The organism is Bradyrhizobium sp. USDA 241 (genome assembly GCF_049739505.1).
Taxonomy (GTDB): domain Bacteria; phylum Pseudomonadota; class Alphaproteobacteria; order Rhizobiales; family Xanthobacteraceae; genus Bradyrhizobium; species Bradyrhizobium liaoningense.
In genome coordinates this window covers 1,554,375-1,572,389 of sequence record NZ_JBMGPZ010000005.1, presented here as the reverse complement: position 1 = coordinate 1,572,389, position 18,015 = coordinate 1,554,375, and the positions used below count along the sequence as shown (strand labels likewise).

16 protein-coding genes and 1 pseudogene are annotated in these 18,015 nt (G+C 64.4%); 6 read left to right on the top strand and 11 right to left on the bottom strand.

Going from position 1 to position 18,015, the window contains the following annotated elements; translation table 11 throughout:
* Complete coding sequence (locus ABIF91_RS29295; protein WP_424579543.1) at positions 1-2,313, top strand: molybdopterin cofactor-binding domain-containing protein; 2,313 nt, start codon at positions 1-3, stop codon at positions 2,311-2,313.
* Positions 2,314-2,367: 54 nt separating this feature from the next.
* Entirely contained in the window at positions 2,368-2,625 is a 258-nt protein-coding gene (locus ABIF91_RS29290; protein ID WP_028177987.1) for a hypothetical protein, read from the top strand.
* Positions 2,626-2,784: 159 nt separating this feature from the next.
* On the opposite strand, the gene ABIF91_RS29285 is transcribed toward ABIF91_RS29290, so the two are convergent.
* The 4 genes from ABIF91_RS29285 to ABIF91_RS29270 all read right to left on the bottom strand — a co-directional run bounded on the left by ABIF91_RS29285 (position 2,785) and on the right by ABIF91_RS29270 (position 6,992).
* Positions 2,785-4,509, bottom strand: coding sequence for a methanol/ethanol family PQQ-dependent dehydrogenase (locus ABIF91_RS29285; RefSeq protein ID WP_028177988.1), 1,725 nt, complete (start codon positions 4,507-4,509; stop codon positions 2,785-2,787).
* A 131-nt stretch (positions 4,510-4,640) separates the two neighbouring features.
* Positions 4,641-5,294 (bottom strand): ubiquinol-cytochrome c reductase iron-sulfur subunit, encoded by a 654-nt coding sequence (locus ABIF91_RS29280; protein ID WP_028177989.1) that lies wholly within the window; start codon positions 5,292-5,294, stop codon positions 4,641-4,643.
* Positions 5,295-5,538: 244 nt separating this feature from the next.
* On the bottom strand, positions 5,539-6,003 hold the full coding sequence (locus tag ABIF91_RS29275) for a group III truncated hemoglobin (protein WP_035717583.1): 465 nt from the start codon (positions 6,001-6,003) through the stop codon (positions 5,539-5,541).
* Positions 6,004-6,140: 137 nt separating this feature from the next.
* The gene (locus ABIF91_RS29270) at positions 6,141-6,992 is read right to left on the bottom strand and encodes a 3-hydroxybutyryl-CoA dehydrogenase (RefSeq protein ID WP_028177991.1); all 852 of its coding nucleotides are present in this window, start codon (positions 6,990-6,992) and stop codon (positions 6,141-6,143) included.
* Positions 6,993-7,289: 297 nt separating this feature from the next.
* Between ABIF91_RS29270 and ABIF91_RS29265 the strand changes: the two genes are divergently transcribed.
* On the top strand, positions 7,290-7,988 hold the full coding sequence (locus ABIF91_RS29265; RefSeq protein ID WP_028177992.1) for an ABC transporter permease: 699 nt from the start codon (positions 7,290-7,292) through the stop codon (positions 7,986-7,988).
* On the opposite strand, the gene ABIF91_RS29260 is transcribed toward ABIF91_RS29265, so the two are convergent.
* Entirely contained in the window at positions 7,962-8,771 is an 810-nt protein-coding gene (locus tag ABIF91_RS29260; protein WP_424579542.1) for a substrate-binding domain-containing protein, read from the bottom strand. The two genes, ABIF91_RS29265 and ABIF91_RS29260, sit on opposite strands and share 27 nt — an antisense overlap.
* Positions 8,772-8,938: 167 nt before the next feature.
* Here ABIF91_RS29260 and ABIF91_RS29255 point away from each other — a divergent pair, with 167 nt between their 5' ends.
* Both ABIF91_RS29255 and ABIF91_RS29250 read left to right on the top strand, forming a co-directional pair.
* A complete protein-coding gene (locus ABIF91_RS29255; RefSeq protein ID WP_028177994.1) occupies positions 8,939-9,217 on the top strand; it encodes a hypothetical protein in 279 nt (92 codons plus the stop codon).
* A gap of 259 nt (positions 9,218-9,476) precedes the next feature.
* Positions 9,477-10,607: a hypothetical protein gene (locus ABIF91_RS29250; protein ID WP_028177995.1), complete on the top strand. Its 1,131-nt coding sequence runs from the start codon at positions 9,477-9,479 to the stop codon at positions 10,605-10,607.
* A gap of 183 nt (positions 10,608-10,790) precedes the next feature.
* Here the strand turns inward: ABIF91_RS29250 and ABIF91_RS29245 are convergent, their stop codons facing one another.
* Positions 10,791-10,967 (bottom strand): hypothetical protein, encoded by a 177-nt coding sequence (locus tag ABIF91_RS29245; protein WP_424579541.1) that lies wholly within the window; start codon positions 10,965-10,967, stop codon positions 10,791-10,793.
* 430 nt (positions 10,968-11,397) lie between these two features.
* On the opposite strand from ABIF91_RS29245, the gene ABIF91_RS29240 reads away from it, so the two are divergent.
* On the top strand, positions 11,398-13,407 hold the full coding sequence (locus ABIF91_RS29240; protein ID WP_028177997.1) for a putative bifunctional diguanylate cyclase/phosphodiesterase: 2,010 nt from the start codon (positions 11,398-11,400) through the stop codon (positions 13,405-13,407).
* A gap of 2 nt (positions 13,408-13,409) precedes the next feature.
* On the opposite strand, the pseudogene ABIF91_RS29235 reads toward ABIF91_RS29240, so the two are convergent.
* From ABIF91_RS29235 to ABIF91_RS29215, 5 genes and pseudogenes are all read right to left on the bottom strand, one after another.
* Positions 13,410-14,127 (bottom strand): annotated as a pseudogene (locus ABIF91_RS29235) (ABC transporter ATP-binding protein).
* Positions 14,120-14,875, bottom strand: a complete 756-nt coding sequence (locus ABIF91_RS29230; protein ID WP_028177998.1) for an ABC transporter ATP-binding protein — start codon at positions 14,873-14,875, stop codon at positions 14,120-14,122. The pseudogene ABIF91_RS29235 and the gene ABIF91_RS29230 overlap by 8 nt, the downstream one beginning before the upstream one ends.
* Complete coding sequence (locus tag ABIF91_RS29225) at positions 14,872-15,870, bottom strand: branched-chain amino acid ABC transporter permease (protein ID WP_028177999.1); 999 nt, start codon at positions 15,868-15,870, stop codon at positions 14,872-14,874. Before ABIF91_RS29225 ends, ABIF91_RS29230 begins: the two co-directional genes overlap by 4 nt.
* Positions 15,867-16,742: a branched-chain amino acid ABC transporter permease gene (locus tag ABIF91_RS29220; RefSeq protein WP_028178000.1), complete on the bottom strand. Its 876-nt coding sequence runs from the start codon at positions 16,740-16,742 to the stop codon at positions 15,867-15,869. Before ABIF91_RS29220 ends, ABIF91_RS29225 begins: the two co-directional genes overlap by 4 nt.
* An 11-nt stretch (positions 16,743-16,753) precedes the next feature.
* The gene (locus ABIF91_RS29215; RefSeq protein ID WP_424579540.1) at positions 16,754-17,995 is read right to left on the bottom strand and encodes an ABC transporter substrate-binding protein; all 1,242 of its coding nucleotides are present in this window, start codon (positions 17,993-17,995) and stop codon (positions 16,754-16,756) included.
* Positions 17,996-18,015 lie beyond the last annotated feature (20 nt).

The following is an 18,015-nucleotide window of genomic DNA, read 5'->3' as shown; positions in this document are numbered from 1 at the left end:
ATGAACTTCATCGACAATCCCCGCAAGCTTCGCGGCTTCGAGAAGCATATCAGGGTCGAGAAGGTCTCCCGCCGCAGCATCCTGAAGGGGCTCGGCGTCACGGGCGGCTTCGTCCTCGCCGCCCCCGTGATGTCGCGCCAGGCGCTCGCCTATGAGACCGGCGCCGGCCAGATGCCGCACGGTGTCGTGGTCGATCCGCGCGTGTTCGTTTCGGTCGCCCCGGATGGCATCGTCACCATCATCGGGCACCGTTCGGAAATGGGCACCGGCGTGCGCACCAGCCTGCCGCTGATCGTGGCCGAGGAGATGGAAGCCGACTGGTCCAGGGTCAAGGTGCAGCAGGCCCATGGCGACGAGGTCAAGTTCGGCAACCAGGACACCGACGGCTCGCGCAGCACGCGGCACTATCTGATGCCGATGCGCCAGATCGGCGCCTCCGCCCGCACCATGCTGGAGCAGGCTGCGGCGAAGCGCTGGGGCGTGCCCGCGACCGAGGTCAAGGCGGTCAACCACGAGGTCATCCACAGCGCCAGCGGCCGCAAGCTGGGTTTCGGCGAGCTCGCCGCGGACGCAGCCAAGGAATCGGTGCCGAGCATCGAAGGTCTCAAGCTGAAGGATCCCAAGGACTTCCGCTATCTCGGCAAGGGTCAGGTCGGCATTGTCGATCTTCACGACATCACCACCGGCAAGGCGCTTTACGGCGCTGACGTCCGCTTGCCCGGCATGAAGTATGCCGTGATCGCGCGCCCGCCCGTCACGGGCGGCAAGCTGGTCTCGTTCGATCCGGATGCGGCCCTCAAGATTCCCGGCGTCGAGAAGGTGATGCAGGTGCGCGGCTGGCCGTGGCCCTCGAAGTTCCAGCCGCTCGGCGGCGTCGCCGTGATCGCGCGCAACACCGGCGCGGCGATCAAGGGCCGCGACGCGTTGAAGCTGGTATGGGACGACGGTCCCAACGGCAAATACGACTCCGTCGCCTATCGCAAGGAGCTCGAGGAGGCCTCGCGCAAGCCCGGCCTCGTCCTGCGCAAGGAGGGCGATGCGGGCGCCGCCCTAAAGGGGGCCGACAAGGTCATCGTCGGCGAATACTACATCCCGCATCTCGCCCATGTCGCCATGGAGCCGCCGGTCGCGGTTGCCAACGTCAAGGGCGACAAGGCGGAGATCTGGGCGCCGGTGCAGAGTGCCGGCGGCACCCGCGAGGACGTCGCCAAGACGCTGGAGATCCCCGAAGGCAACGTCACCGTCAACGTGACGCTGCTCGGCGGTGGTTTCGGTCGCAAGTCGAAATGCGACTTTGCGCTCGAGGCCGCCCTCCTGTCCAAAGAGCTCGGCGCGCCCGTGAAGGTGCAGTGGACACGCGAAGACGACCTCCACAACGGCTTCGTGCACACCGTCTCGGTCGAGCGGATCGAGGCCGGTCTCGACAAGAGCGGCAAGGTGATCGCCTGGCGCCACCGCAGCGTGGCTCCCAGCATCGCCTCGACCTTTGCCGCCGGCACGTTGCATCAGGCCCCGTTCGAGATCGGCATGGGCCTTGTCGATATGCCGTTCGAGATCGCCAACATCTCCTGCGAGAATCCGGAAGCAGCCGCGCACACCCGCATCGGCTGGTTCCGCTCGGTCTCGAACATCCCGCGGGCCTTCGCGGTGCAATCGATGGTCGGCGAGATTGCGCAGGCGACCGGCCGCGACCAGAAAGACATGCTGCTCGAGCTGATCGGCTCGCCTCGCATCGTCAAGCCGAACGTGAAGGACCTCTGGAACTATGGCGAGCCCCAGGACAGCTACCCGATCGACACCGCGCGCCTGCGCAAGGTGGTCGAGCTGGTCGCCGAGAAGGGCGAGTGGGGGCGCAAGATGCCGAAGGGCCACGGTCTCGGCATCGCCGTGCACCGCAGCTTCGTCAGCTACATCGCGACCATCGTCGAGGTCGCCGTCGACGACAAGGGCAAGCTGACGGTGCCGCGGGTCGACACCGCGATCGATTGCGGCACCTATGTCAACCCCGAGCGCATCGCTTCGCAGATCGAGGGCGCCGCGATCATGGGGCTCAGTCTCGCCAAATACGGCGAGATCACCTTCAAGGACGGCAAGGTGCAACAGAAGAATTTTGACGACTTCCAGGTCGTCAGGATCGACGAATCTCCTGCGGTGACCAACGTCTACATCGTGCCGCCGGGGCCCGACACGCCGCCGAGCGGCGTCGGCGAGCCCGGTGTTCCCCCGTTCGCGCCGGCCCTGATCAACGCGATCTTCGCGGCGACGGGAAAACGCATCCGCTCGCTTCCGATCGGCAAGCAATTGGAAGCGTGAAACGGAACACAAACGGCCTCGCGCCGTTTGCATCGATCTGACAGGAGCAGATCGATGAACAAAATCTCAAGGGCGCTCGCAGTCTCGCTGTCGGGCGCCTTTCTTTTGACCACCACCGGTGCGTTCGCGCAGGGGAGCACGACTCCGCCGACAACGGCCACGCGCCCCGCTACGCCGGACCAGACTTCGCTCCCCAACGCCAATGCCCCGCCCGCTTCGACCACGCAGACGACGGGAAAGCACAACCCGGATCCGAAGATCCGTGAGATGAACCAGAAGGAAAAGGACAAGGTCGAGCGCGTCGGCAAGTAGCGGTTTGACGACTGCATCGCCACCTACTCCCACAAGCGGAGAAGGGGGCAGTTTCGGCCCGCACGCAATTTCACCACACGCGAGAATGCGGCGGACGTTGCCGTCCGCCGCATTCACCACCCCCCTTGCTGCTCCGCTACTTTCGATCCGCCCGCGGAGCTATTTCTTCAGCGCGAACACCCAGACGACGCCGCCCTGCGGCACGTTGGCTTCGATGCCGATATTGTTGGTCACGAGTGCATCCTGGATGCGCTGTGCGTCCACGCCCCAGCCCGACTGGATCGCGATGTACTGCGTGCCGTCGATCTCATAGGACACCGGCATGCCGACGATGCCGGAATTGGTCTTCTGTTCCCACAGAAGTTCGCCGGTCTTGGCGTGGAAGGCTCGGAAGTTGCGGTCGTTGGTTCCGCCGACGAAGACGAGATCGCCCGCCGTCGCCGTGACCGAGCCGAACAGCTGCGACTTCGGAAAGTTGTGCTGCCAGACCTTCTTGCCCGTGGCGGGATCCCAGGCCTGAAGCTCGCCGAAATGATCCGCGCCCGGCCTCGTCTTCAGGCCGATGTCCTCCGGCTTGGTGCCGAGCCAGAGCTCGCCCGGCTTGAGCGGGACCTTCTCGCCGGTGAATCCGCCGCAGAAATTCTCATTGGCAGGCACGTAGACGAGGCCGGTCCTCTGGCTGTAGGCGGCCGACGGCCAATCCTTGCCGCCCCACAGCGACGGACAGAACTCGACGCGCTTGCCGATCACCGGCTTGTGCGCGGGATCCACGATCGGCTTGCCGGTCTCGTCGATGCCCTTCCAGACGTCCGTATAGACGAACGGCCAACCGGCGACATAGTTGATCTTGGTCGGCGTCCGCTCGAGCACCCAGAAGATCGCGTCGCGTCCCGGATGGACCAGGCTCTTGATGGTGCGACCGTTGCGTTGCAGATCGATCAGCATCGGGGCTTCGACCTCGTCCCAGTCCCAGGAATCGTTCTGGTGGTACTGGTGATAGGCCTTGATCTTGCCGGTGTCGGGATCGAGCGCGAGCACCGATGCAGTGTAGAGATTGTCGCCGGGATGGGTCTCGCCGGGCCATGGCGCCGCGTTGCCGACGCCCCAATAGATCGTCTTGGTCTCCCTGTCGTAATTTCCGGTCATCCAGGCCGACCCACCGCCGTTCTTCCAGTCGTCGCCCTGCCAGGTGTCGTGACCGGGCTCGCCTTCGCCGGGGATGGTGTAGGTCCGCCACAGCTCCTTGCCGTCCTTGGCATCATAGGCCACGATATAGCCGCGTACGCCGAACTCGCCGCCGGACCCGCCGACGATGACCTTGCCGTCCACGATCAACGGCATCAGCGTCAGGTACTGGCCCTTCCTGTAGTCCTGCACCTTGGTGTCCCACACCACCTTGCCGGTCTTGGCATCGAGCGCGACCACATGGTCGTCCGTAGTGGCGAGGTAGAGTTTGTCCTCCCACAGGCCGACGCCCCGGTTGGTCGGATGCAGCTGAAACAGATCGTCAGGGAGCTGCCGCTTGTAACGCCAGTATTCGTCGCCGGTCTTCGCGTTCAGCGCGATCACCTGCCCCATTGGCGTCGTCACGAACATCGCGCCATTGTTGACGATCGGCGGCGCTTGGTGGCCTTCGACCACGCCGGTAGCAAAGGTCCAGACCGGCGTGAGGCTCTTCACGTTCGAGGTGTTGATCTGGTCGAGCGGACTGTAGCCCTGCCCGTCATAGGTGCGCCGATAGAGCATCCAATTGCTTGGCTCAGGATTTTCCAGCCGCTGCGCGGTGACCGGAGAATAATTCTCGATCGGACCTGATACGGCGGCGGTCGAGGCAAGACACGTGAAGGCGACGAAGCCGGACAGTAACCATTGCTTCCTTGCCATGGAAGTTTTCATGGACGTTCCCCTTTTTCATCCGTTTGAATTCTTGTTGTGAATTCTTGTCGTTCGTCCCATCGTCCGCCCATCGGTGGACGCGGCCTCTCGTGACGCGGGCACGGCCCCGCAACCGTCCATCATCCTGGCTGCGCGCCACCTACCTTTCCGACGAAATTGCCGGCGACGCTGAGCGATCCGTCAGCCAGCGCCAGAGGCAATGCTGCGAGCCGTCGCGGCGCCGGTCCGAACACAACCTGCGCGCCCGCGCGAGGATCGTATTCGGAATTGTGGCACATGCACTTGAACACCTCCTTGTCGCCGACATCGCTCTTCACCCACGCGGTGACAGGACAGCCCGCATGCGAGCAGATCGCCGAATAGGCGATGATGCCGTCGACAGCACGCGCGCGGGTCTTTTCGTCGAGCTCGGCGGGATCGAGCCTGATGATCAGGATCTCGTTGAGCCGCGAGGCGCTGCGCACCACCGATGTGTTGGGATCCTTCGGCCAGGCATGGAGCGGTGGACCGCCGGCCTTTAGATCGGCCGTGGTGATAGTCTTCCCCTCCTGCTCGCCTTCGGAGAAGACGAGCAGATCGCCCTTCTGCGGCCGCTCGTCGGCGCCGGGCGGATCCTCGCCTGCACGCGCCGGCGGGGAACAGCCGAGGCACGCGGTGGTCGCAAGCGCGCCGAGCAGCAGCGTTCGTCGCGTTTGCTCGGTGCCCGCGTCGGCTTCAGCTTCCGCTATGCTCTCGGACGGTGATGAATTGACGTTGAACGGTGCGCTCGACATGCCCGCTAGCAGGCGCTGGAACTCTGCCGAAAACAAGGCAAAGAATTGGCGCCGCAGTGCATCAATATGGCTTTGCTCGCGATGATTGAATGATACTAAACGCGTTCAAGCGCGTTTTCGCAAATTCTTCATCGCATCACGCGAACCGCATGATGATTTTGCAGATCAGACCGATGATGTTGGAATTGGTGCAGCGCGCCATCGCGGGATGCGAGCCGCGCATTTCTCAGGCAGGCATTTGTGTTCAGGACCTGAGCACGTGACGCGGCGATGCGATACGACCCGCGACAGTTGCCGAAGCCATCTCGAAACTGTCGGCGATACGACGCGCCTTGTCGATGAACAACGCAGCCGCCGCCGGCGGGCAGACCTTGCGCGCGGTCTGTTCGAACAGATCGAGCCAGCGGTCGAAATGATCTCCCACCAGATTCAGCGGCAGATGCGCCCGCATCGGCGAGCCATGATAGCGGCCGCTCATCAACACCACCGAGGACCAGAAGTCCCTGAGCTTGGCGAGGTGCTCGTCCCAATTCTGCACGATGGCGAAGACCGGACCAAGCAACGTGTCCTCGCGCACGCGTCCGTAGAAGCGGGTGACGAGCTCCCCAATCATCTCTTCGTTGATCCCGGTGCGCTCGATCGCATCCTGTGTCAACAGGCTCCGCCGTGCGGCCGCCGCCTCGCGCTCGGCCTTCAGTCGATCCGACATATCCTCTGTGTCCGTTCCATTGTTCCCGCGGGCCGCCCGTTCGACATTGTCGGGCCAGTTGCGCGCGGCGTCGTTGTCGCAGCGCAAAGTGCGGGATCCGGCGGCGAACGCGAAAGGCCCGCCGCCGGTCGCCCTGATCAGGCGCTGTAGGTGTAAAAGCCCTGCCCGGTCTTGCGGCCGAGATGGCCGGCATCGACCATTTCCTTCAGCAGCGGGGCCGGACGGTATTTGGGATCGTTGAAGCCCTTGTAAAAGACCTCCATCACCGAAAGCATGGTGTCGAGCCCGACGAGATCGGCCAGCGCCAGCGGCCCGATCGGATGGTTGCAACCGAGCTTCATGCCGGCGTCGATTTCTTCCGCGGTTGCGATTCCCTCCTGGAGCGCGAAGATCGCCTCGTTGATCATCGGGCACAGGATGCGGTTGACGGCGAAGCCCGGGCTGTTCTTGGCCGTGATCGCCACCTTGCCGACGCGCTTGGCGAAATCGAGCGCCTTGGCATGGGTGTCGTCCGAGGTCTGCAAGCCGCGGATGAGTTCCAGCAGCGCCATCACCGGCACCGGGTTGAAGAAGTGCATGCCGATGAACCGGTCGGGACGATCGGTCGCCGCAGCGAGCTTGGTGATCGAGATCGACGACGTGTTGGTCGCGACCAGCGTGCGCGGCGACAGCTTTGCGCAGAGATCCTTCAGGATCTTGACCTTGAGCTCCTCGTTCTCGGTCGCGGCCTCGATGACCAGATCGCAATCCGAGAGCTTCGCCCGATCGGTCGTGCCGGTGATGCGCTTGAGCGTCGCCTCGCGATCGGCCGCCGACATCTTGTCCTTCTTGACCAGGCGCTCGAGGCTGCCGCCGACGGTCGAAAGGCCGCGGTTCACCGCCGCATCGGAAATATCGACCATCACGACCGAGAGTCCGGCCGCGGCGCAGACCTGCGCGATGCCGTTCCCCATGGTCCCTGCCCCGATGATGCCAACCGTCTGGATCATTGCCTCACTTCCTTCTCATCCTGCGGCCGATGCCAGCATGGCCCGCCGCCTTTGTTTCCGCATCAGGTCTAGCACCACCGCAAGACGGCTGCGACCCGATCCTGCCCCTCCCTTAAAGCATTCATGGACGGAATAAAGCGCCTGACGGGCTCCAAACGCCGTCCTCGGGCGCCCGGAGGCCGGTTTGCGGCCTCCATGCCCTCCCGCGGCAGCCCAGCCGGGGTCTTGATTATGGCAGCCGCAACGGCGAGAACGCACGTCGCGGGAGCCCCGCGGAACGGAGTTGCCTGAGGCCGGATGAACGACTTTGCACGATCTATCGGCTCCGCCCTCACCCTGATCGCCGAGGCCGACGCCGAGCTGCTCGGCATCGTCGCATTGTCGGTGCGGGTCAGCCTGACCGCCAGCATCATCGCGCTCCTGATCGGCGCACCGTTGGGAGCCCTGCTTGCGATCACCCGTTTCCGGGGACGTCAGGTTATCATCGTCGTGACCAATGCGCTGCTCGGCCTTCCGCCGGTCGTGGTCGGGCTCGCCCTCTATCTCCTGCTGTCGCGGTCCGGTCCGCTCGGGGCGGCGGGCTTGCTGTTCACACCGGCCGCCATGGTGATTGCGCAGACGTTGCTCGCCACGCCGATCGTGGTGGCGCTGGTGCACCGGCCCGCGAGCCTGCTCTGGGCGGAGTATGGCGATCTGGCGCGGATCGACGGGCTATCGACACTGCGCAGCATCGGCCTGCTGTTCGCGCTCGGGCGGACCTCGCTGCTGACGGCCTTTCTCGCGGCATTCGGGCGCGCCATTGCGGAAGTCGGCGCCATCATCGTCGTCGGCGGCAACATCCGCGGCTTCACCCGTACGATGACGACGGCGATCGCACTGGAAACAAGCAAGGGCGACCTGCCGCTGGCGCTCGGACTGGGGCTGATCCTGCTGGCGCTCAGCGTGGCGGTGTCGACCGTCGCCTTCGTGCTAGTGGGACGCGTTGGGGAAAAATAACTGCTCGCCGCCGACCTTGTACCCGGCGATCGCGTCCTGCCCCTTCGGCGAAACCAGCCAGTCGATGAAGGCCTGCCCGTCCTTCACCTTCACGCTCGGATGCTTTTCAGGATTCACCAGCATGACGCCGTATTGGTTAAACAGCCGCTTGTCACCCTCGGTCAGGATGGCGAGCTCGCCACGGTTCTTGAACGATAGCCAGGTGCCGCGGTCCGACAGGAGATAGGCGTTCGACGACGAGGCCATGTTCAGCGCCGGGCCCATGCCCTGACCGATTTCCCGGTACCAGTTGTCCTTGCCGGCGCCGAGGTCGACACCCGCCTCTTTCCATAGCCGCAACTCGGCCGCATGCGTGCCGGACTTGTCGCCGCGCGAGATGAAAGTCGCCTTGGCCGTCGCGATCTTGCGTAGCGCCTCGACCACATCCTTGCTGCCTGATATCCGCGCCGGATCGCTTCTGGGTCCGATGATGACGAAGTCGTTGTACATGACGTCGAACCGTTTTACGCCCCGCCCTTCGGACATGAACTTGTCCTCGGCGGGCCTGTCATGGACGAACACCACGTCGGCATCCCCGCGCCGGCCGATATCCAGCGCCTGACCGGTGCCGACGGCAACGACCTTCACGCTGATGCCTTCCGCCTTCGAGAACAGCGGCAGCAGATGACCGAACAACCCAGACTGCTCCGTCGACGTGGTCGAGGCGACGGTGATGGTGCGATCCTGTGCGAATGCGATCGTGGACCAGAGCAGAGCCGCTCCGATCGTGGCAAGCTTCCTCATGCGTCGTCTCCGACCAGACACTGACGGTTCTGAATAGCCGCTGGCGACGACGACGGGAACCCCTTGGACAGGCAGCAACGGAAATTGACGCGAGGGGCTACACGCGTTGGCAGGAACGTCGTCGGCGCAGGCGGGTTGTCCGGGGATGTAAAGTCAAGGAGAATCCGATGAAGAAGATCATCCTGGCATCCGCATGCATCATGGCGCTGGCGACAGGTGGCGCCTTCGCACAGACACAACCCGCCCCCGGTGCGTCCGGTCAGGGCGACGTCGGCCCCTCGTCGCGAGGCCCGGCGACCAAGGGAATGACGACGGGACGTACATCGAACATGCAGAATGAGGCCAGCGACAGCAAGGGCGCGAAATCGCCATCTGCCGGCGGTAGCAACAGCAACAATATGGGCAGCCAGGCCGGCGGCGGTGCGGGCTCTGGCTCCGGGAAATGAATGAGGATCGAATATCCCGAGAGGGGACAGCTGTCCCCTTCACTCCAAGCACGCGTCGATTGGAGGAATCGCGAGCCGCATTCGCAAAGCGGGGGGAATTCCCCCCGCAGAGTAGAGGCGTGGATGTTCTGCAATTGGTCCTCCCTACATTGACACGAGTGTGACGGCCGGGGCAGGTTTTCTCATTGCTGGCGAATCAGCGATTGCCTCACGCCGAGTACCTCTTGGACAACTCCCAGTGCTTTCGAGACTGATATCGTTGCTGCGCCGCATCCCCGCGGTGAACTGGGCGTTTACCCGACTTCGGCCCTTGCCGCACGGCAGCAGCATTGACGTCGCGCCGATCGTCACAGACGCTTCGCCCGCCGTCATCGAAGACGTCGCGGCCACTGCACAAGCTCCAATCGCCGAGATCAGCACCGCCCCAGTGCGCGACGACGCTGCCCCCGCCACCCAGGCTCCGGTCGCGGAGAACGATGCGGCTGTGTCTGTCGTCGCGGAGAGTCCGTCCGACGATATCTGCACCAGCGACGACTCATCTCCGGAGGGAGCGACGGAAATCGAGGCGCCCGCGACGCCGCCAGTCGCCGAGGAGGTGCTGGTTTCACCGGCCGACGCGGAGAACGAGCCAGTTGCGGACGCTGATCTCGCCATCATTGGCGATGCATCGCCTGCCGAAATCGATTCCGTCGTCGCAGAGGAGGTTGTGGTTTCGTCATCGGACGTCGCGACCGCTTCGACTGACGTCCCTAATGCCGTCATCGAGACCGCCCCCTCGTCCAACGTTTCCGCCGAGGTCGAAACGGTCGCCGTCGATGCAATCCCGGTCCTCCTCGGCGACGCCAATAGCGTCGCGCCCGACGTTTCTGAAGCCGGTGCCGATAGCGACCCAGAGCTCGCCGTCGAGGTCGCGCCGGCCCCTGCAAACGATGTCCCGCTCGTCACAGCCGTTGCGACGGCGGCCAACGAGTCAGCCAGCGTCGTCATCGAGATCGAACCGGCTCCAGCGCTCGAGTCTCCTGCTCCGGAGATCCGGAGCGTACCGAAAGCGAGCGCCAGAGCCGCGGAACCTGCCGATCGCGCCGCGCTGATCCGGCAGCGCTGGGCGGAGACCGGAATCCGGATGTGGAATCCGCGGCTTCACGGCACCGGCGAGGCCGCGCTGAACATCCAGGGAAGCGTCGGGCTGCTGCCGCCGGCACCCGGCGAGACAATGCCGCGCTACGACAAGCTGGAATTCAAGATGCTCGGCGGACAGATCATCTGTGAGGGCGTCATTGTCGAGGCGCCCGCGCAGGCGAGCCATCGCAGCTTCACCCGGCTCGCCGAGCCGCGGAACATCGAGCGGGTCCGCGAACCGACGCGGGAGCGCCAGGCCGCTCTCGCCTGATCCTTCCTTCTGCGAACGATCCCGATGTGCTAGGCTGATGTCCCGACATGGGAGATCGTGTATGCGCGCAAGGTCGTTGCTTCTGGTCGTGATCGCATTCTCCATCTCACAGCCAGCGCTCGCCGCGGGTAAACGGCCGCGTCCTGCAGCCACGGCCATTCCCGCCACCGATCCAGCAGCACCCTACAAGGCCGATCGGATCTCTTCCTCGCGCGGAGAGACGATCCTCGACATGCCCGGCCAGACTACCGTGCTGACGCGGCAGGTCCTCGACGACATGAACGCGACCAGCCTGAGAGGCGCCATGCGCTCGACCGCCGGGGTGACGATCGGGCGCTGAAGCGCGACCGGTCGAGCCACGGCAATCGCCCGATCGGAACGACAAGAAAACTATGGGAGGCAGACCATGGGAAGACTCGCATCCGCGATGCGCCCACTGGCCCTGTTCGCACAAGGGGCGGTTTTGCCGAGATCAAAAAGGACACGGCGCGCTGCTCGTGACCCGGTGAGCGTGACAAGCCGCTGCTCGACGGGGAGAGGTGGAGCGAGCACACCGGATGACACCATGGTTAGCAGGCCGTAGCTGCAGTGATGCGGCGGACTTGTGTCCGAGACGCACGCATGCAGCGGCGGATATCCTTAACGGGACCTCACCAATCGACACCGCCGAAAAGACCTTGAGGTAGCGCGCAACCTGTATCGGCCTTCCGCGCGCCCCGATCTAACGCGGCCTTTACCCACGCCGTGCAAGATCGCCCGCGTTTTGAGGGGATCCGGGGCTCGTATTTCAATGCCTGTTGCCGATTTGAAGTCTCATCTTGCCGCCGCAACGCGGCTGTTTCGCGTACCGGCCGATAACCCGGACCTGACGCGTGCGCAGTTCGCCGCGTTCTCCAAGCAAATCCCTCTGCTCTACTTCATCCTCATCAGCAACACGATCGCGGTGGCCTATACGTATGTGAACGTGGCGCCGGACTGGTTGACGCTGATCGTGCCGAGCGTGCTGGCCGTGCTCGCAGGGTTGCGAACCGTCTGGTGGCTGCGCCAGCGCCGCCGCGTGCGCAGCGATGCCGACATTCTGAGCAATCTGCGCGCCACCAACTGGCTGACTTTGCCGATCGGCGCCGGCTTCACCGCCTGGTCCTTCGCACTCTACCCTTATGGCGATCCCTTCGCCAAGAGCCAGGTCGCCTTTTACATGGCGGTCACCGTGATCGGCTGCATCTTCACGCTGATGCATCTGCGTTCGGCAGCGCTGATCGTGACGCTGATCGTCGATGTGCCCTATGTGCTGTTCTTCTTCGCCACCGGCGAACCGACGCTGAAGGCGATCGCCGTCAACAACCTCCTGGTTTCCGGCGCGATGGTGACGGTGCTGTTCATCTACTACCGCGACTTCGCCGATCTCGTCGCCAGCCGCAAATCGCTGCTGGCGCAACAGGCGGCGACGCAGGCGCTCTCGGACGAGAACTTTCGACTTGCCAATCTCGATACCCTCACCGAGCTGCCGAACCGCCGCCGCTTCTTCGCCGAGCTGTCGAGTGCCTTCACGGATGCCGAGCGCAGGAACGTTCGCGTTGCGGTCGGCATCATCGATCTCGACGGCTTCAAGCCGATCAACGACAATTACGGTCACTCGGTCGGCGACCGCGTCCTGATCGAGGCGGGTCGGCGCATCCGCGAGGTCTGCGAGGGCTTTGGCCCGCAGCGCGTGGAGTTCGCCCGGCTCGGCGGCGACGAGTTCGGTCTCATCGTGTGCGGCGACCCCGACGACGTGGATCTGATGCGACTGGGCGAACGCATCGGCGGCCAGGTCAAGCTGCCTTACCAGCTCGATACCGCCCACACCGGGCTGTCATGCTCGATCGGATTCGCATCGTTTCCGGACTCAGCGACCACGTCGGAAGCGCTATACGAGTGCGCCGACTACTCGCTCTATCACGCCAAGCGCAATCTGCGCGGCCGCACCGTGATCTTCTCGAGCGAGCTCGAGGCCGAGATCCGCAGTCGCGGAGTCATCGAGAACCTGCTGCGCACGGCCGATTTCAGCACCGAGATGGATCTGGTGTTCCAGCCCATCGTCGACGCCATGAGCGAGTACACCGCCGGGTTCGAGGTCCTCGCGCGCTGGCATAGCACTCGCCTCGGCATGGTCTCCCCGGCCGATTTCATTCCGGCCGCCGAGCGTATCGGTCTGATCCGGCCGCTGACGCAGGCGCTGCTGGTGCGCGCGCTCGCCATCGCCAGGACATGGCCCGATCACGTCCGCCTGTCGTTCAACCTCTCCGCCCACGATGTCTGCGCGGCGGAGGGCATTTTGCCGCTGATCTCCATCATCGAGAAGAGTGGGTTGCCGCCGCATCGGATCGACTTCGAGATCACCGAGACCGCCGTGACTTTCGACTTCGTGCGCGCGCAGCAGTCGATCGCGACGTTGAAGGCGATGGGCTGCGGCATTTCGCTTGACGATTTCGGCACCGGCTATTCGTCGCTGAGCCACGTCCACCGGCTGCCGCTCGACAAGATCAAGGTCGACCGCAGCTTCGTCGCCGACATCAACGAAAATCCCGTCAGCCACAAGATCATCAAGTCGCTCACGGGCCTGTGCGACGACATGGAGATCGCCTGCGTCGTCGAGGGAGTCGAGACCCGCGCCCAGCTCGACAGCCTGCGCCGGCTCGGCTGTGACTTCATCCAGGGTTACTATTTCGCAAAGCCCATGCCGGCCGATGCGATTGGCGACTATCTGGCGAAGGAAGGCCAGGGCCTCGAAGGCTCCGGGGCCAAGGTCGTGGCCTAAAGTCACACCGCGCAATAGCGCTCCTGGATATCCTTGTCCGCGAGCAGCGCCGCCGCGCTGCTTTGATGCACGACCTCGCCTTGATCAATAATGACGGCGCGGTCAGCCAGCCCCAGCGCCCATTCGACGTTCTGCTCCACCAGCAGCAGCGTCTTGCCCTCGTCGCGCAGGCGGCGGAACAGCACGCCCATCTCCTCGACGAGGACCGGCATGATGCCCTCCGAGGGCTCGTCGAGCAGGATCATCTTTGGCTTTGCGATCAGCGCGCGCAATCGCCAGCATCTGCTGTTCTCCGCCCGAGAGCGTCACGCCCTCCTGATCGAGACGTTCCTTCAGGCGCGGGAAGGTTTCGGCGATCTCGTCGATCGCTGTGCGCTCCTCGATCTCGCCGCCGGCCGCGACCAGACCGAGCCGCAAATTCTCGCGCACGGACAGGCCGGGGACGATGCGGCGCTCCTCGGGCACGTAAGCGAGGCCGAGATGGAAGCGCTGATGCGCGCGGAGCGGCAACAGCTCCCTGCCTGCGAAGCGCACGCGGCCTGTCGCCTTCGGCATCAGGCCCATCATCGCCCGCAATGTCGTCGTTTTGCCGGCACCGTTGCGGCCGACCAGGGCGACGACCTCACCCCGGTTCACGTGCAAGGAGATGCCGTGGAGGATATGGCTTGCGCCATACCAGGCATGGAGATCGTTGATTTCGAGCAGCACGGTCTCAGCCATAGCCTTCACTCTGTCCGAGATAGACCCGGCGGACCTCCGGATTGCTCCTGATCTCGTCGGGCGCGCCGTCCGCCAGCAGGCGGCCGTGATGTAGCACCACCACGCGCTTACTGAGCCCCAGCACCATCTTCATCTTGTGCTCCACCAGGAGCACGGTGCGCTTCTCGGCGAGGCGCTCGAGCAGAGCGACCATGTCCTTGGTTTCTTCCGGCCCCATGCCGGCAGTCGGTTCGTCCAGCAGCAGCAATTCCGGCTCGGAAACCAGTGCGATCGCGATCTCCAGTGCGCGCTGCTGGCCATGCGACAGGAATTTCGCCAATTCGTTCCGCCTGGCCAGCAGCCCGACTGCGTCGAGCGCGGCGTCTGCGCGCGCATCCAGTTCAGCGAGCCGGGCGCGGTTGCGCCAGATGTCGTAGCTCACGATCAGCGCTTGGGCAGCCACCCGCACGTTCTCGTGCACGGACAGATCGGGAAAGATGTTCGTAATCTGGTAGGAGCGCGAGATGCCCTGATGCACGAAGCGGTGCTGCGGCAGCCCGTTCAGCTCACGCCCCCTGAAGTGCAGCTTGCCCGAGCTCGGCGTCAGCGCGCCCGAGAGGATGTTGAAGAAGGTGCTCTTGCCGGCGCCGTTCGGCCCAATGATCGAGGTGAGCTGGCCGGCCGCGAACGAAACGGTGATGTCTTCGAGCGCGACGAAGCCGCCAAAGCGTTTGCCGATGCCTTCGGCGCGAAGCAGCTCGCCGCTCATCGCCGCGCCTTTCCGATGCCGAGGGCATCGAGCAGCGTACCCCAGATGCCCTTGGGCAGGAACAGCACGAACAGCACGAAGATCGCGCCGACGAAGATCTGCCAATGCGGCGTCCAGAGCGAGATCACGTCCTCCAGGATCAGGAAGCTGGCAGCACCAACGAAGGGCCCGAAGAAGCTGCGGGCGCCGCCGAGCAGCACCATCATCACGATCATGCCCGAGGTCTGGTAGTGCAGAATGTCCAGTGGCACGATGGACAGATGCAGTGCCAGCATGCAGCCGCCGAGCGATGAAATTGCGCCCGACAGCATGAACACGACCAGCTTGCTGCGTTCGACGTCATAGCCGCAGGCCCGTGCCCGCTGCTCATTCTCGCGGATCGCCTCGATGACGGCCCCGAAAGGTGAGTTCAGGATGCGCGATTGGAACCACATCGCCAACGCTGCGAAGGCCATCAGCAAGTAATACTTGTTGACGGGGTCGAGGAAATTGACCTGAAGGCCGAACAGGCTGATGCGGTCGACCGTGAAGCCGCGTAGCCCGTTCTCGCCGCCGGTGAAGGAAGCCGCCTGGAGCGCGACGTAGTAGACGAGTTGCGCCAAGGCGAGCGTCACCATGGAGAAGTAGATGCCGCGTGTGCGCGTCGAGACGATGCCGATTGCGGCGGCGAGGCAGGTGCTGAGGAGTACGGCGATCGGTACGGCGGCGAACCAGGGTATGCCGTAGCGTCCGATCGCGATGCCGGTGAAATAGGCGCCTGCACCAAAGAACGCAGCCTGGCCGAACGACAGCAGCCCGGTGTAGCCGAACAGCAGATTGTAGCCCATCACCACGACGCCGTAGATCAGGACGTTGACGGCCAGCGCCTTCGACGGCAGCAACCAGGGCAGCAAAGCAAGCACGGCAATCGAGAGGAGCACGCGCTGGTCGAGGAGCCAGCGGAGCCCACTGGAGGCAGGTTTGGCGACCGCTTCGCCGCTCGAACGTAGCGTCACGCCGTCCTCCCTCTCACACCGAACAGACCTTGCGGGCGGATCAGCAGCACCACCGCCATCAGTGCGAACATAACGATGGCCGCCATCTCCGGCGCGAACAGCGCCACCATGCTGATGGATACGCCGACCATGAGACCAGCTACGACTGCGCCAACGATCGAGCCGAGCCCGCCGATCACGGTCACCACGAAGGCTTCCGCCAGAACCAGCGAGCCCATCTCCGGATTGACGCTGCGCATGGGCCCGGCGAGCACGCCACCGAGCGCGGCAAGCCCCACCCCGAGCCCGAAGATCGCGAGCCAGACCCGCCCAATATCGACACCGAGCACCTGCATGATGGTCGGATCGCGCGCGCCGGCGCGCACGATCAGGCCGACGCGGGTCTTCTCCAGCGTCAGCCAGAGCACCAGCAGCACCACCGCCACCAGCGCGATGACGAACAGGCGGTAGCGCGGGAAGAAGCCGATGCCGAGATCGAGCACGCCGACCAGCTGCGGCGGCGTCGGAAAAGGAATGCCGTCGCTGCCGAACACGATGCGCACGCCCTCGACCAGGATGTAGCTGAGGCCGAAGGTCAGCAGCAGCGGATCGTCGATCGAGCGTCCATACAGTCTCCGGATCAGAACGAACTCGATCAGCATGCCGAAGACGCCGATCAGGATGGGTGCGAGCAGCAGCCCCCACCAGAAACTTCCGGTGAGCGATGCCAGATACAACCCCGCATAGGCCCCGATCATGAACAGCGCGCCGTGGGCGAAATTCACCACCCCGAGCATGCCGAACACGATCGTCAGCCCAAGCGCAGTGATCACCAGGACCGCCCCAAGGGCGATCCCGGAGAGAAGCTGCATGATGATCAGCGACAGGTCCATCGTGACAGGCTTCAGGTCGCGTGGCCGAGCTCGCTGCAGCTGCGCAGCATGTCGTCGGCCCCCGCGTCGTTGGCGAGGATCGCGAACAGATCGTTCTCGCCCGTCATGGCCGACTTCTTCTTGGACTCCAGCACCAGCACCGACTGAACCGACTGGTGGTCGCACTTGCGGTAGTGCTGCGGGCCCTTGGTCAGATCGTATTGCAGCTTCTCCAGGGCATCGACGACCTTGTCGGTGTCGGTGCCGCCGGCGGCCTGCATGGCAGCCAGCAACGATCCGACGCCGGAATACCCGTAGGCGCCATAATCGGTCGGAATCGCGCCGCCGTTGGCGGCCTTGAACGCTGCGTTGAACGCGGACGCCGACTTGCTCTGCGTCTCCAGCCCCCAGTAATAGTTGGCGCCACCGACCACGCCCTCGAACACGTCGGGGCCGACGGCGAGGCGCTGATTGTGCAGGATGACCGGGACGACGATCTTCATCTGCTGCTTGACGCCGAAGTCCACGGCCTGCTTGATCGCGTTGGCCTGGTCGCGACCGAAATTCGAGATGCAGAGCACGTCGGGTCGCATCGACATCAGGCGCGGCATGAAGGTGGAATAGTCGGCGGCGCCGAACGGATGCAGGATCTCGCCGACATTGTCCGCACCGATCGCGGTCTGAGCGCGCTTGAAGCCGCGCAGCATCTCGTGACCATAGGCATAGTCGGCGACGAGATGGGCGACCTTCATGCCCTTCTTCAGGGTCTGCCGTGCCACCGCGGCCGTCGTCATGTGGGGGTTCAGCGCCTCGTGGAAGGTATATTTGCTGAAATCCTTGGCCTCGTTGATGGTGTCGGACTGACTGATCGAGACGTAGGTCACGCCGCGAGCGCGGGTGACCTCGTTGACCGCCAGCTGCACCGCGCTGGAGAGCGCGCCGACCACGGCATGGACTTTGTCCTTCTCGATCAGTTCGAGCGTGCGGGTCGCGGCCTCGCCGGCGTTGAGCTTGTCGTCGCGGACCAGCAGCTCGACCTTGCGGCCGGCAATGCCGCCCTTGTCATTGACGAGCTTCACCGCGAGCTCGGCGCATTTGACCTGATCGCGCGCTTCAGCGGCGAACGGTCCGGTCAGCGGCGTCGGGAAGCCGATGCGGATCGTCTCGTCGGCGGCGCGGCCGAGCCGTGGCATGGCGAGCAGGGCCGCGCTGGCCGAGAGGCCGGCGAGCGCGGTGCGGCGGGTTATCTTCGGGGTCGAACCGGATTTGAGCATGATTTCCTCCAACTGTCTTT